This window comes from Fusibacter tunisiensis (assembly GCF_016908355.1).
Classification (GTDB): domain Bacteria; phylum Bacillota; class Clostridia; order Peptostreptococcales; family Acidaminobacteraceae; genus Fusibacter_D; species Fusibacter_D tunisiensis.
In genome coordinates this window covers 219,101-234,232 of record NZ_JAFBDT010000002.1, presented here as the reverse complement: position 1 = coordinate 234,232, position 15,132 = coordinate 219,101, and the positions used below count along the sequence as shown (strand labels likewise).

The window sequence follows — 15,132 nt, the reverse complement described above, 5'->3', positions numbered from 1 at the left end:
GTGTTAGGCACGCCGCCAGCGTTCATCCTGAGCCAGGATCAAACTCTTAATTAAAAGTTTTGACTCATTTTGTTGCTAACTTTGTTTTGGTTTCTCTCGAAACCCGTTATCACTTTTCTTTTGAAGTTTCCCTCAACTGAATTGCGTTTGGTTTTTTTCATTTAAGCTGTTCAATTTTCAAGGTTCTCTCGCCGCCGCTTATCAACGACAGCTTAATCATTATATCATCCAAATTTTTATTTGTCAATAATAAATTGCTGTTTTTTTCAAGCCGCATCTTGGCGACTTGATTAGTTTACTACAGGACAAAGTATAGGTCAACCCCGATTTAACAAAAGATATGTTAAGGATTAGTAATGACTCTTTTCCTATCTATTGACGCAGTAAAATAGAAATAATATAATGTATGAAACATAAATCATATATCGGAGGTTACAATGAAACGAGTATTCTCAGGCGTTCAGCCTACTGGACAAATACATCTTGGTAACTACATTACCATGAAAAACTTCGTAAAACAGCAAAATGATAAAGATTGCTTCTATTGTGTTGTTGATATGCATTCTATAACTGTACCACAAGATCCAGATAGATTAAGAAAAAGCATTGTAGAGCTTGCTGCACTTTATGTTGCCATTGGTTTAGATCCAAGTAAAGTCACACTTTTTATACAGTCCCAAGTCCCTGCACATGCAGAACTTGCTTGGATATTAAATTGTTTTTCTTATATGGGTGAATTAAATCGTATGACTCAATATAAAGATAAATCTGCTGGAAAACAAGTTGTAACAACTGGTCTTTTTACTTACCCTGTTTTAATGGCAGCCGATATTCTACTATATGATACACACTATGTCCCTGTTGGAAACGATCAAAAACAACATATGGAATTAACGCGGGATATAGCCATAAGATTTAACAATAAGTTTGGTGATACATTTATTGTACCAGAACCTTTAATTTCAAAAGTTGAAGATGGGGCACGAATTATGGCGCTTGATGACCCAACTCAAAAAATGAGCAAAAGCAATCCAAATGAACACTCCAAAATTACACTATTAGATACACCATCAAAAATAAAGAAATCTATTATGAAAGCCACTACCGACAGTGATGGTGTTGTCAAATACGATCGCGATCAAAAACCAGGCGTCAGTAACTTACTCACTATTTATGCTCAATTTTCTGGTAAGCCTATTGAAACCTTAGAAAAAGAATATGAAGGTCAAGGTTATGGCACACTCAAAAAAGATCTGGTGAAAGTTGTAACTGAAGAAATTGAAACTGTACAAGCTAGATTTAATGCAATTATGGAAAGTGGTGAAATCTACGATATACTTGAAAAAGGACGTATTAGAGCGACAGAGATTTCAAGTGACGTTTTAAAACGCGTTAAAGAAAAAATTGGATTTATCAATTACTAAAATAGAAAAACGGTATGACATACAATTTTAGTGAAGTGAGCCCTCATAAATAGTATGTCATACCGTTTTTATTATTTATTTGTTTAATATTTTTTTCACTTGACTTTCCCCTACTGGTCTTGAAAAATAATAACCCTGTAGAAAATCAATTCCCATTGCATCTGACCTTTTAAGATAATCGTCGTTTTCAATACCTTCAGCAACAACCTCTATTCCCGCCTTATGTGCGAAAATAACAACTGACTCCAATAATTTAAAAACATTCTCATTAACTATAGAATCTTTCATCACACTTCTATCCAATTTAATATAGGACAATGGGAGCCTAATTAAATTATTAAATGAAGAATAACCTGTACCAAAATCATCCAAAGAAATCCCAATATTTTGATTTTTAAGATAAAAAATTTTGGCTAAAATATTTTCATTTCCTTCCATCATCATACTTTCGGTAATTTCCAAAGTTAAAAGATCTTTAGGCAATTGTGACGCTTCAACGATTTGGAGAACTTGTGATGCAAAATGGTCTTCCATCAATTGTACGACTGAAATGTTCACAGAGACCCCATATTTCATCTCAGATCTGCGGTTTAAATCCGCTATAAAAGAACATGCTTTTTCAAGCACAAATGCACCAATATCAATAATTAACCCTGTCTTTTCAGCAATAGGAATAAACGCATCTGGATAAATGTATCCCAGTTTAGTGGAATTCCAGCGGATTAATGCTTCAAAAGATTCGATTTTTTTAGTTCTATTAGATACAATTGGTTGATAATGTACCTCTAACTCATTGAGTAAGAGAGCTTCCCTCAAGTTGTTTTCAATTTCCAACTCGTTAATGGTTTGCGTTCTTATCTCATCATCGAAAAAATGATAATTCTTTTTTGATACTCTTTTTGCATAATACATAGCGATATCGGCATTTTGAAGCAATTCAACGCGTTCTTTACCATCATTTGGAAAACTGGTTACACCAATACTGGCAGTCACTTTAAATCTTTTTTTAATTCTTTGAATTGGGTTTTCAATGGTCATAGTAAGTTCATTGAGATAATGTACAATTTCTTTTTGATTCGTAATACCTTTCATTAAAATGATGTATTCATCTCCGCTAAATCGAGCAATCATAAACTTTGAAGGGTCACTAAATAAAATTTCAAGTCTTCTCGCCAATTCAACCAACACTTCATCTCCAAACACATGGCCATAAACATCATTAATATATTTGAAATTATTAATGTCAATAAACAAAAGGGTTCCTTCCCCACCAGATGTAATATAAGCATCCAATTGTTCATCAAAATAGCGTCTATTATAGAGTTGTGTTAAATTGTCTTTATAGGCCATATTTTTCATTCGAAGTTCATAGTTCTTTCTCACACTAATATCCGTATGAGATCCTGACATACCTATAAACTCACCATTTTCATCAAATCTGGCTTTGCCTACCACTTCAATCCAAGCTGTTGATCCATCACCACAAATAATTCGATATTCTGTTTGATAAACATCTGTTTCGCCCTTTAAATGTGCGTCTAATTCTTTATCAATCCGGTCACGATCTTCTGGGTGTATCATATTTCGCCATTGACGCATACGGACATCCCAAGCATTAAAACCAAACTTATCATACCAGCTTGGTGTTAAATAAGTTGTATTCCATTTTGAATCAGAATCCCACAAACCTTCTTTGGAAGCCTCAAAAATAAAACGATACCTTTCTTCGCTCTTTCTAATATTTTCTTTATTCTCATATAAAAGATCATATTGCTCTTTAAGTGTTTCTTCAGAAGCATATAATTCCTCATAGAGTGCTTGTGTCTCCATTTTATTTTCATAAATGTTTTCAGTCATTCGGTTAAATCCGTCAATTAAATAACCAATTTCATCATCCGTTTCCAATGCACATTTGACTTCATAATTTCCTTCGGAAAATTTCATCATGACATCTCTTAAATTCAAAATTGGACTCGTTATTTTTTTTGCATATTTAAAAGCAACACGTTCAGATACAATGCTAATTATGATTAGAAATATAATCAAGACTGAATAAAGAAATATTAGATTTTTTTGAACATCTGATTTAAAAACAGTTGCAATGATAAAAAGATTTCCTTTTTCAAAAGACTTAACATAATATATATGGCTAATTCCTTCTGTCACACCTTTATCACTGCTTGAAATTAAATCATCATAAGAGCGTTCAAACAAACTAGAATCATCACTATTTAAAGCCAATTTATCAGCATCCTTGTGGGCAATAATGTCACCATTCGAATTTATTATACTAACATATCCTTTTTCTCCAACAACCACATCTTCAACCGATTTTTTAAGATCATTTAATAGTAAGTCTACGCCAACGACAGCATCCATATTCGTATTGTCCTTAAAAACTTTTGAAGCAGAGACAGTAAATTCTCCAGTACCATGATCTATATAAGGATTACTCCAAACAATATTGGTGTGATTTTCAACCGCATTAATATACCACTCTCTAGATCGTGGATCAAAATCATCAGCAACATATCGATTTGGATATAAGTAAAATTCACCCTTATAATTTCCAATATAAAGTGTATTGGCGCTGTTAATAGTGGTATAAATTGAATTCAAAAAAGACGCATAATCAGATTGATTGATTGCATGATTGGCCACAGCATCAATCCCTCTTTCAGCGTCTTCAAAAATTTCAGTTAACATTAAATGTGTATAATTAACAACACCTAATGCTTCATGTTCGAATTTTGATTCTATTTGATTTTTTGCAAAGAAATAAAATGCTAAAGCAAGCAGTAAAAAAAATGATAAAAGGATTAATATAATTATTTTTCTAAATTTACTTTGAAGTGTGTTTTTTTCACGCATAGAATCACCCTTAATTAAATTTCGTTTAATTTGTGCAATTCCTTTCGAAACTTCTTAATGATTTTCTTTTCCATTCTAGAAACGGTCATCTGAGAGACATTAAGTTCATCTGCCACTTGAATCTGTGTTTTACTGTCAAAAAAGCGGTCATTAACAATTTTAACTTCTATTTCATTCAATTTTTTTAGGCACATATTGATAAAATCTCTATTTTCAATAATATCGAAGTACTTATCATCGCGACCGATTATATCTTGAAGCTGTATTTCTTTATCATCTCCTGATGAATCATATGTGATGTCAAGTGATTTTGGTGTATATACTTGAGAAGCTTCCATTGCTTCAATGACCTCTTCTTCCGAGACATTTAAATAAGCAGCAATATCACTGATTTTTGGTATTCTTTGTAAATCCTGCTGTAATTTTGATTTGGCGAGATTGATTTTTTTTGACAATTCCTGGATACGTCGAGGAACACGAACAGACCACCCCTTATCTCTGAAATACTTTTTGATTTCACCAATAATCGTTGGGGTTGCAAAGCTTGAAAATTCAAAACCACGGTCCACATCAAATCTTTCGATGGCATAAATTAACCCAAGTGAAGCCACTTGATAAATATCTTCATATTCTATACCTTTATTGATGTATTTTTTAGCCAGAATTTCTGTAATATACATATGTCTTTTAATCAGTTCGTTTCGAATTGCAAGGTCCCTGTTATCTCTGTAAAGATAAAAAAGTTCTTTTGTTCCGATAGTCATCCAATCCTTTACAGCTGAAACATCTTTATTACTATTTATTTGATTTTTATTCATGACGATCAGCCCCTACAATAATTTATTCTACATCTTTGCGCATGATAATTTTAGTGCCATTACCTTCCATTGTCTTGATTTCAACTGTATCCATCAACGACTGTATGATAAAAAGTCCCAACCCACTTTCTTGCAATTGATCCAATTCAGGTGCATGATAAGATTCAAATTTAAACCCTTTACCATGATCTAAAACTTCAATTATCATCTGTTTTTCTAATTTACTAAGTGCCAATTCATAAGTTGGATTACATTCTGAATGCAATACCACATTGTTGCATGCCTCACCAACGGCCAATTTTATATCTTCAATGGCCTCAATATCAAAACCCATTTGACTGGCTATACATGAAGCCGTCAAACGTGCAACACTCACATATTCGGGCTTACAAGGCAAGGATATATTTACAGATTCCATCATTTTACTTTCCACCTTTTTTATCAACGTATTGAAAAAATCTTATTGAGTCCTGTTAACGTAAAGAGTTTGATTATACTCGGTTTAAGTTTTTCAAAATGAACAGTTTTATCATTAATTTTTACTTCTTTATAAAAACTAATCAAGACACCCAAACCCGTACTATCGATGTACTCCAAATTTTCACAATTAAATATAAAATCTAATTGTTTTTCAGTGTTCAGCTGAATCAATTCATCCTTAAGTTGTTTTTTTGAACTGATATCAACTTCCCCTTGAAGTGCCACTGTCCAACTGTTCAGTGATTCATCATAATTTGAAACCAACTTCAATGCCATATAATCCTCCTTTATTGAAGAAGCTATTGAATTTATTATACTATACATTCTTATAAAAATCATGCGTCAAATGATTTTTCACTTGACGCATGATTTTTTATTCTTCATCTTCACCATCATCATGAACCTTTGCAATGGATACAAGTTTCGTTTCACTGTCTACCTTCATAACACGAACGCCTGATGTAATTCTGCCACTGACAGATACTTCATCTACTTTGATTCGAATCAATACACCTTGATCATTTATAATCATAAGATCATCGCCGTCATCTACAACCTTTGCACCGATTAAACGTCCTGTTTTTTGACTTGAATTATAAGTCATAATACCTTTTCCACCACGTGTTTGTTTTCTATACTGGCTTAAAAGTGTTCTTTTCCCGTAACCATTTTCTGACACCACTAAAAGTTTGCCAGATTCGGTTATGAGATCCATCTCAATCACTTCATCCCATTCGCTGAGTTTAATAGCTCTTACACCTGCAGCTGTTCGCCCCATAGCCCTTACATCTTCTTCACCAAACCGTATGGATTTGCCATTTCTAGTGACTACAATAATATCATTTTCTCCATAAGTATGTCTTACTGATATTAATTGATCTTCATCTTTTAAATGAATTGCAATAAGTCCAGATTTTCTTGAAGTATCAAATTGTTCAAGCGGTGTTTTTTTAATAACACCATGCTTTGTACAAAATGTCAAATAACCTTCTTCAAAATTTTTAATTGGGACTATTGCATTTACGCTTTCATCTGGTTCAAGTGGTAGTAAATTCACAATGGCTGTACCTTTAGATGTTCTAGACCCATCTGGAATTCTATAAGCTTTTAAACGATACACTTTCCCAAAATTGGTAAAAAACAATAGAAAATCATGTGTAGACGTTGTGAATATATCTTTAACAAAATCTTCTTCTCGAGTTGAAAGACCTGTTTTTCCACGTCCACCTCTTTTTTGAGACGCGTATTCACCCGTTGAGACACGCTTAATATAACCTGCATGCGTTAGGGTAATAACAACTTCGTCTTCTTCAATCATGTCTTCATATTCAATTTCATCTGCACTAAACGTAATGGAAGATCTGCGTTCATCATTATATTGATTTTTTATACGCAATAAATCGTCTTTAATAATCTCCATCAATTTTAGTTCATCTTCTAATAATGAATTCAGATACTCTATCGTTTTTAAGAGTTCTGTATATTCATTTTCAATTTTTTCCCGTTCCAATCCTTGAAGTCTTCTTAACCGCATATCTACTATAGATTTTGCTTGAACATCAGAAAGTCCAAAGCGCTCCATTAACCTTTGTTCTGCATCGTTATAAGCACTTCTTATTATTCTAATGACTTCATCAATATTATCAATGGCAATTCTTAAACCCTCTAAAATATGTGCACGATCTTTGGCTTTTCTTAAATCAAAAATAACACGTCTACGCTCAACTTCTTTTTGATGTGAAATATACGCTTCAAGCATTTGCTTTAAATTCATAACTTTAGGCTCACCATGATCAAGTGCCAGCATGATGATACTAAAAGTTGTCTGAAGTTGAGAGTTTTTAAAGAGTTGATTCAATATAATGTTGGCATTTACATCACGTCTAAGTTCTATAACCACACGAATACCATTGCGATTACTTTCATCCCTTAAATCTGTAATTCCATCAATACGCTTATTTTTAACAAGTTCTGCAATACCTTCAATCATTTTTGCCTTGTTTACCTGATATGGAATTTCAGTTACAACAATTCGACTTTTACCATTTTTCATTTCTTCTATTTCAGTTTTTGAACGTAAAACAGCCTTTCCACGCCCAGTCCTATAGGCACGTTTAATACCTTCAATACCTATAATTTCTGCACCAGTTGGAAAATCTGGGCCTTTTATAAGTTCCATGAGTTCAAAAACATCTGCTTCAGGATCTTCTATCAGCTTAATAGCGCCATCTATTATTTCTCCTAAATTATGAGGTGGAATAGACGTTGCCATACCAACAGCAATTCCGTTAGACCCATTAACCAACAGATTTGGAAAACGACTTGGTAAAACAACAGGTTCTTTTTCTGTTTCATCAAAATTTGGTCTGAAATCTACCGTTTCTTTTTCAATATCCTTTAATAAATCACCAGCCAGTCTTGTCATTCTAGCTTCAGTGTAACGCATTGCTGCAGCGCCATCACCATCAATTGAACCAAAGTTACCATGACCATCTACGAGTAAATAACGCATTGAAAAATCCTGGGCAAATCTAACCATAGCATTATAAATTGACGAGTCACCATGTGGGTGATATTTACCGATTACTTCACCTACGATACGCGCCGATTTACGATGCTGTTTGTCATATGTGAAATTGATTTCATTCATAGCGTATAAAATTCTTCTATGAACGGGTTTAAGACCATCTCTTACATCTGGAAGCGCACGCGATACAATAACACTCATGGCATAATCGAGGTAAGATTTTTTCATTTCATCCATTACATCAACTAGGATGACTGTTTCATTATCATTAAGTGCATTTACTTCTTCCATTGAATCATCTATTTTGTTTTTTTCATCACTCAACGCATCGTCCTCCTAGATATCTAAATTCTGTACATATTTTGCATTTTGTTCAATAAATTCTCTTCTTGGTTCAACTTTTTCACCCATTAGTGTGGAAAAAATTAAATCTGCTTCTACCGCATCATCAATCGTAACTTGCATAATTGTTCGAACAGAAGGATCCATAGTGGTTGACCAAAGTTGTTCTGCATTCATTTCTCCTAGACCTTTGTATCTTTGAATTGAGATACCTTGTCTGCCAATGTCTGCCAATAAACGATTTAATTCTTTATCAGAATATAAATAATAAATACTTTTGCCTTTTTTCACTTTATAGAGTGGCGGAATTGCAATATAAACATGTCCATGTTCAATTAATGGACGCATAAATCTAAATAAAAATGTTAAAATCAACGTACGAATATGTGCACCATCAACATCGGCATCGGTCATCATAAAGATTTTGCCATATCTTAATTTAGATAAATCCATTTCTTCACCGATACCACATCCCAAAGCTGTGATAAAAGACCTGATTTCAGCAGATGCAAAAATTCTTGAAAAGTTTGCTTTCTCAACATTAAGAATTTTACCTCTGAGTGGCAAAATTGCCTGTGTATTTCGGTCACGTCCCATTTTTGCAGAACCACCGGCCGAATCACCCTCTACCAAATAAAGTTCTGTTTTCATTGGATCTCTTTCAGAACAATCCGCCAATTTACCAGGAAGTGTCAACCCATCAAGTGCACCTTTACGTCTTGTTAATTCTCTAGCTTTACGTGCTGCTTCTCTCGCTTTTGCCGAAGTCAAACATTTGTCTATAATGGTTTTGGCTTGAGTTGGATTTTCTTCTAGAAATACTTGTAACATATCAGATACAGATGATTCTACGACACTTCTAATTTCACTATTTCCAAGTTTAGTCTTTGTCTGACCTTCAAATTGAGGTTCTTCAAGTTTAACAGAAATAATAGCTGTTAATCCTTCCCTAACATCTTCTCCAGAAAGATTTTCATCCTTTTCTTTAATGATTCCTTTTTTTCTACCATAATCATTGATAACGCGTGTTAAGGCAGATCTAAAACCTACAAGATGTGTACCACCTTCATGCGTATTAATGTTATTTGCAAATGTAAATATATTTTCTGAATACCCATCTGTATATTGAAGGGCTACTTCTACTGTATTGGTATCTACTTTTTGTTCTGTATAAATTGTGTCTCCATGAATGGCATTTCTGTTTGTATTCAAATAAGTAACAAATTCCTTAATGCCACCTTCATAAAAAAATCTTGAAACTTTAGGGGTTTCTAATCTATTGTCTGAAATTATAATTTCTATTCCTTTATTTAAAAATGCAAGTTCTCTAATTCTAGACTCTATAACTGTAAAATCATAGTCCAATGTTTCAAAAATAAGATGGTCCGCTTTAAAAGTTGTTTTAGTGCCTGTTATATCTGAACTTGGTAAGCTATCAATCACATGTAATGGTTCTACAGTAGCACCACGTTCAAAACCAATTTTATGAATTTTGCCATCTCTTTTAACTTCCACATGAAACCATTCAGATAGAGCATTTACCACAGATGCGCCAACACCATGTAAACCACCAGAAACTTTGTAACCACCACCACCAAATTTTCCACCTGCATGTAATACGGTATGGATGACTTCGACAGCAGGTTTTCCCATTTTTTGATGCATATCAATAGGCATGCCTCTTCCATCATCTTCAACAACTATGATGTTGTCCGGCTCAATTGAAATACTTATTTTCTTACAATAACCAGCTAAAGCTTCATCAATACTGTTGTCTACAATTTCATAAACAATGTGATGCAAACCACGTGCACTAGTGGAACCAATGTACATGCCAGGTCTTTTTCTTACTGCTTCTAAGCCTTCTAAAACCTGTATCTGATCAGCATTGTATGCTTGATTTGACATTTTTTTACCTCCTAATGGCTGATACTTTTGCCATTTTCAACTTGAATTATTTTTGAATCATTGATGTAATCATCTAAAATATGAAGCACATCAGTTGTGGTAATAATTGTTTGAACTTCTTTAAAAGCATATATTAAGTCTCGTTGTCTGTTATGATCCAATTCACTCATGACATCATCCAATAATAGAATAGGTGATTCTCCAATTTCTTTTCGAACAATTTCTATTTCGGAAAGTTTTAAAGATAAGGCTGCAGTTCTTTGCTGACCCTGAGACCCATATGATTTTATATTGATGTCATTAATTAAAATATCTAAATCATCTCTATGTGGCCCAACAGAAGTAAATCCTCTTTTTAGATCAGTTTCTAAATTTTGAGCGAGCTGTTCCAATAATTCCTGTTTAATTGTATCATAATTTTCCCTATTTTTTACAGAAGTCACATAAGTAACTTTTAAGTGTTCTTGATAATCTGTTATATTTGCATGAATTTTACTGGAAATTTCATTTAGTGAATGGGTAAACTCAATACGTTTACCAATAACACGTGCACCTTTTTCGGCCAATTGTACATCCCAAACTTCTACCATGTCTTTAAAACCAGCCTTATGTTGAAACTTTTTTAAAAGTTCATTACGCTGCATCAAAATACGATTGTATTCAATAATATCCAAACAGTAAATGTGACTAATATGTGACAATTCACGATTTAAAAAACGTCTTCTTTCAGCAGGACTCTCTTTTATAAGTTTTAAATCATCTGGATAAAATAAAATTAAATTTAAGCGTCCCAACAATTCAGATATTTTGGTGATATTGACACCATTTACTAAAAATGCTTTTTTGTTTCCAGATTTTATCCGATATTCTATAATTTCTAATGCACCATTTTCCCGTTCACATTCAATTTTAACACTTGCATAAGCAGCACCAAATTTGATTAAATCAGCCTCTTTATTGGTCCTAAATGATTTCCCAAATCCAGACACATAGATTGCTTCAAGTAAATTTGTTTTTCCTTGTGCATTATCTCCAACAATAATATTAAGCAAGGGATCAAAGGATTGTTTCAATTTGTCATAGTTTCTGAAATTTTCCAAAACAACTGACTTGATTTTCAACCTACGACTCCTTTGAGACGATTTTCAAAGAAAAAACAGCTTCAGTATCGTCTTCATATGGTACAATCACATCTACTAAATCGCCTGGCTTTACTTTTTTACCACGCTGTAAACAGACCTCACCATTTACAGAAACCAATCCTTCTGAAATAATCATTTTTGCAATACCGCCGGAATCTATAATGTCGGCAAATTTTAAAAGTTGATCTAACTTAATAAATTCTGTTGAAATTTCAATTTTTTTCATATATGCCTCATTTCGAAATTCTACAAGGTAATACCAAATATATATAGGTATCTGAATCTTCTGGCGTAATAACACATGGACTTACATTATTAATAAATTCAATCTTAATGTGCTCACTGTCAATTACTTTTAAAGCATCCATTAAATATTTAGGATTAAAACCAATATCAAGATCTGGTCCCTCCAATTTAATGGAAACTTTTTCAGCTGAACTTCCCATTTCAGAGTTGGAAGAAATCATAATATAATCATCTTTAACTTCTAATTTGACAGCAATATTTTTATTTTCTCTAGCCATTAAAAAAGATCGATCTATGGCAGTAAGAAATTCATCTGTATCTAGTCTTGCATTGGATTTAAATTCAGAAGGTAGGATTTGATTATAGTTGATAAATTCGCCTGCAAGTAATCTCGAGTATACTTTTAAGGAAGCAAAACTAAACAAAACTTGGTTTTCATCAAAAGAAATTCTCAAGTCACCTTTTTCATCCATTTGAGAAATTATTTTGCCAATTTCACTTAAAGTACGACCTGGTACAACTGCTTTTCGACTTAAATCAGTTTTTACAATTGCTTTTTTTATCGCCATTCTAAAACCATCTATTGCAACCATATTAAAACGTTCTTTGTCAATTTCTAATAAAGCGCCTGTAAGAACAGGTCTTGCTTCATCTTGTGAAATCGCAAAATGTGTTTGACGAATCATATTGCTAAATAAATCCCGATCCATTAAAAAGGAATTTTTATCTTCAATAATTGGGAGTTCTGGATATTCATTTCCAGGAAGACCAACTAATTTGTAATTTGAGTCCATACATTTAATGCTCACACCATTTGTAGATGTAATTTCAAATTCAATTTCAGCGTTTGGCAGTTTGCGAATTAATTCTGAAAATAAACGCGCTGGAATTACAATACTACCTTCTATTTCAACATTTGCTTCAATAAACGTTTCAATGCTTAAATTAAGATCATTCCCAATTAATCTGAGTTTGTTATTTTTAGTTTCTAAATAAATACCAGATAAAATAGGTAAAGTTGATTTAGACGAAATTGCTTTAGTGACGAGATTGATTGCGGTGGAAAGTTCATTTTGTTGACATTTGAATTTCATGTGATGCCTCCTTAAAATAAATAAAAATATATAAAAAAGGTATAGTAATAGTAGTAGGGCCTGTTGATTTGTGGAAAACAGAGAAACCTTTTGTAATGAGAAGCATGTGGCTTTTTTTTACTTGTTGAAAACTTTTCTTGAAAACAAGTCTTATCAACAGTGCGTAAATTTTAAAAAAAGTATAGATTATCCACATCTAAATGTTCCACATACAAACAGTTATTATTCCCCTTTTATTTCTTTAATAATATTGTCTATTTTATTTTTCATTTCATAATCGGATTTAATTTCGTTATTAATCTTTTCACAGGCATGAATGACAGTTGTATGATCTCTTCCGCCGAATTCTTCACCTATTTTAGGTAAAGATAGGTCTGTGAGTTCTCTCGATAGGTACATTGCAATTTGTCTTGGGTATGCAATTTGACGCGTTCTCTTTTTTGAATCAAATTCATCTACCTTCATATTGAAATACTCAGCAACCGTAAGTTTTATTAAGGTTACATCAACTTTTCTAGCTTGTGCTGAAGAAAAAATATCTTTTAAAGCTTCATTAACCAATGTAATATCAACTTCTTTTTTAGTTAGGGTTGCATAGGCTACCACACGATTTAAGGCACCCTCAAGTTCTCTTATATTTGATTTAATTTTTGTTGCAATGAATTCAAAGACTTCGCTTGGAATATCAACTTTATCCCGTTCTGATTTTTTTCTTAAAATAGCAATACGGGTTTCAAAATCTGGTGCCTGTATATCTGTAATTAAACCCATTTCAAATCTTGATCTTAGTCGATCTTCAAGTGTTGGAATTTCTTTTGGAGGCCTATCTGAAGAAACAATAATTTGTTTATTGGCTTCGTATAGCGCATTAAATGTATGGAAAAACTCTTCTTGTGTTCTTTCTTTTCCTGCAATAAATTGTATATCGTCTACTAATAGGACATCTACCGTTCTATATTTGTTTCTAAACTCTTCATTTTTATCATCTTTAATTGAATTAATCAGCTCATTTGTAAATTTTTCACTTGAAACATAGAACACTTTAGAATTCTTGTTTTGTGAGAGAATATAATGGCCTATCGCATGCATCAAGTGCGTTTTTCCAAGACCTACCCCACCATAAATAAACAAAGGGTTATATGCTTTTGCAGGTGCTTCTGAAACGGCTAATGATGCTGCGTGTGCAAATCTGTTGCTGTTACCAACTACGAATTCTTCGAAAACATATCTTGGATTTAGATTTGTATTTTCAAAAAAATCCCCCATTTGTGCTTCATTTTGCTTTTTTTGTTGAATTGAATTTTCTTCAGGAATAATGTATTTAATGATAAATTCTTGATCGGTTACATGCTTGATTGTATTTTTAATAAGATCGTTGTATCTGTTTTCAAGCACATTTCTGTTTAAATTACCTGTTGTTTGTAAAATAAGCGTGTTTCCTTCAATTGCAATTGGGTCTATTGTCTCAATCCACGTGCTAAAACTTACTGTCATAAGTTCGTTGCGCATAATATCGCGTGCCTCATCCCAGATGGCTGTCAACTGGTTGTCCATAGTTTATCCTCCTGATAATTGTATTTACCCACAACAAACTGTTGGTATTGTTGATAAAATTAGGTATAATATTGGTTGAAAATCTAGTTCATAAAAATGTGGATAAAAATATGTTTATTTGAGTTATCAACAGAATATAGGTCGTTTTATCAACATTACTCACAATGAAATGCTCAAAAAGTCAAAAAAAAATGATAAATAATCAACAAATCATACTTATCCACAAAATATAGATTTTTAAATTCTGGATTATGTGCGTTCAAATTATTTTAACAAATTTCGAGACAGTTTTCAAACTTATCCACAAAAAAATGAATGAATAAAAAATCATAAGTTCTGTGGAAAAAAAATAACAACTTGAATTTATAAAAATTTGTGGATAATTTGTCTTAATTGTACACATTTTGATAATATGCGTGTGGGTAACTACTATATATAGACTGTTTTAAAAAAATGTTACTGTTTCTTCAATACATTCTAAATGCTTGACACAATGGATATTAGAAGTTATAATGTTTTAGCGGAGTTATGTGAAAAATAAAGTTCATATATATTTTTTTATTTTTTGACAGGCGTAAGGAGGTGCTGAAATGAAAAGAACTTATCAACCAAAAAAGAGACAAAGAAAAGTAGAACACGGTTTTCGTAAGAGAATGAAGTCGAGTTCAGGCAGAAATGTTCTTAAATCAAGAAGAAGAAAAGGTAGAAAGAAGTTATCTGCTTAGT

General features: G+C 32.6%; 12 protein-coding genes. 2 read left to right on the top strand and 10 right to left on the bottom strand.

The window, feature by feature from the left end:
- Positions 1–437 precede the first annotated feature (437 nt).
- Positions 438–1,424, top strand: a complete 987-nt coding sequence (gene trpS / locus JOC49_RS02650) for a tryptophan--tRNA ligase (protein ID WP_204661948.1) — start codon at positions 438–440, stop codon at positions 1,422–1,424.
- 75 nt (positions 1,425–1,499) lie between these two features.
- On the opposite strand, the gene JOC49_RS02645 is transcribed toward trpS, so the two are convergent.
- From JOC49_RS02645 to dnaA, 10 genes are all read right to left on the bottom strand, one after another.
- The gene (locus JOC49_RS02645) at positions 1,500–4,295 is read right to left on the bottom strand and encodes an EAL domain-containing protein (RefSeq protein ID WP_204661945.1); all 2,796 of its coding nucleotides are present in this window, start codon (positions 4,293–4,295) and stop codon (positions 1,500–1,502) included.
- A gap of 14 nt (positions 4,296–4,309) precedes the next feature.
- A complete protein-coding gene (locus tag JOC49_RS02640; RefSeq protein WP_204661943.1) occupies positions 4,310–5,113 on the bottom strand; it encodes a SigB/SigF/SigG family RNA polymerase sigma factor in 804 nt (267 codons plus the stop codon).
- Positions 5,114–5,135: 22 nt separating this feature from the next.
- Entirely contained in the window at positions 5,136–5,534 is a 399-nt protein-coding gene (locus JOC49_RS02635) for an ATP-binding protein (protein WP_204661940.1), read from the bottom strand.
- 20 nt (positions 5,535–5,554) lie between these two features.
- The gene (locus JOC49_RS02630) at positions 5,555–5,869 is read right to left on the bottom strand and encodes an STAS domain-containing protein (RefSeq protein ID WP_204661938.1); all 315 of its coding nucleotides are present in this window, start codon (positions 5,867–5,869) and stop codon (positions 5,555–5,557) included.
- Positions 5,870–5,966: 97 nt separating this feature from the next.
- A complete protein-coding gene (gene gyrA, locus JOC49_RS02625; protein ID WP_204661960.1) occupies positions 5,967–8,411 on the bottom strand; it encodes a DNA gyrase subunit A in 2,445 nt (814 codons plus the stop codon).
- 45 nt (positions 8,412–8,456) lie between these two features.
- Entirely contained in the window at positions 8,457–10,370 is a 1,914-nt protein-coding gene (gyrB, locus tag JOC49_RS02620) for a DNA topoisomerase (ATP-hydrolyzing) subunit B (protein WP_204661936.1), read from the bottom strand.
- Positions 10,371–10,381: 11 nt separating this feature from the next.
- Positions 10,382–11,491: a DNA replication/repair protein RecF gene (recF, locus tag JOC49_RS02615; protein ID WP_204661934.1), complete on the bottom strand. Its 1,110-nt coding sequence runs from the start codon at positions 11,489–11,491 to the stop codon at positions 10,382–10,384.
- Between the two features lies 1 nt (position 11,492).
- Positions 11,493–11,738: an RNA-binding S4 domain-containing protein gene (locus tag JOC49_RS02610; protein WP_204661933.1), complete on the bottom strand. Its 246-nt coding sequence runs from the start codon at positions 11,736–11,738 to the stop codon at positions 11,493–11,495.
- Positions 11,739–11,745: 7 nt separating this feature from the next.
- A complete protein-coding gene (gene dnaN / locus JOC49_RS02605) occupies positions 11,746–12,852 on the bottom strand; it encodes a DNA polymerase III subunit beta (protein WP_204661931.1) in 1,107 nt (368 codons plus the stop codon).
- A gap of 222 nt (positions 12,853–13,074) precedes the next feature.
- Complete coding sequence (gene dnaA / locus JOC49_RS02600; protein ID WP_204661930.1) at positions 13,075–14,406, bottom strand: chromosomal replication initiator protein DnaA; 1,332 nt, start codon at positions 14,404–14,406, stop codon at positions 13,075–13,077.
- A 590-nt stretch (positions 14,407–14,996) separates the two neighbouring features.
- On the opposite strand from dnaA, the gene rpmH reads away from it, so the two are divergent.
- Positions 14,997–15,131 (top strand): 50S ribosomal protein L34, encoded by a 135-nt coding sequence (gene rpmH, locus JOC49_RS02595; RefSeq protein ID WP_204661929.1) that lies wholly within the window; start codon positions 14,997–14,999, stop codon positions 15,129–15,131.
- Position 15,132: the final 1 nt, after the last annotated feature.

Coding starts and splice junctions, on each gene's coding strand:
- trpS (WP_204661948.1), top strand. CDS start 438: ATGAAACGAGTATTCTCAGGCGTTCAGCCTACTGGACAAATACATCTT.
- JOC49_RS02645 (WP_204661945.1), bottom strand. CDS start 4,295: ATGCGTGAAAAAAACACACTTCAAAGTAAATTTAGAAAAATAATTATA.
- JOC49_RS02640 (WP_204661943.1), bottom strand. CDS start 5,113: ATGAATAAAAATCAAATAAATAGTAATAAAGATGTTTCAGCTGTAAAG.
- JOC49_RS02635 (WP_204661940.1), bottom strand. CDS start 5,534: ATGATGGAATCTGTAAATATATCCTTGCCTTGTAAGCCCGAATATGTG.
- JOC49_RS02630 (WP_204661938.1), bottom strand. CDS start 5,869: ATGGCATTGAAGTTGGTTTCAAATTATGATGAATCACTGAACAGTTGG.
- gyrA (WP_204661960.1), bottom strand. CDS start 8,411: ATGGAAGAAGTAAATGCACTTAATGATAATGAAACAGTCATCCTAGTT.
- gyrB (WP_204661936.1), bottom strand. CDS start 10,370: ATGTCAAATCAAGCATACAATGCTGATCAGATACAGGTTTTAGAAGGC.
- JOC49_RS02610 (WP_204661933.1), bottom strand. CDS start 11,738: ATGAAAAAAATTGAAATTTCAACAGAATTTATTAAGTTAGATCAACTT.
- dnaN (WP_204661931.1), bottom strand. CDS start 12,852: ATGAAATTCAAATGTCAACAAAATGAACTTTCCACCGCAATCAATCTC.
- dnaA (WP_204661930.1), bottom strand. CDS start 14,406: ATGGACAACCAGTTGACAGCCATCTGGGATGAGGCACGCGATATTATG.
- rpmH (WP_204661929.1), top strand. CDS start 14,997: ATGAAAAGAACTTATCAACCAAAAAAGAGACAAAGAAAAGTAGAACAC.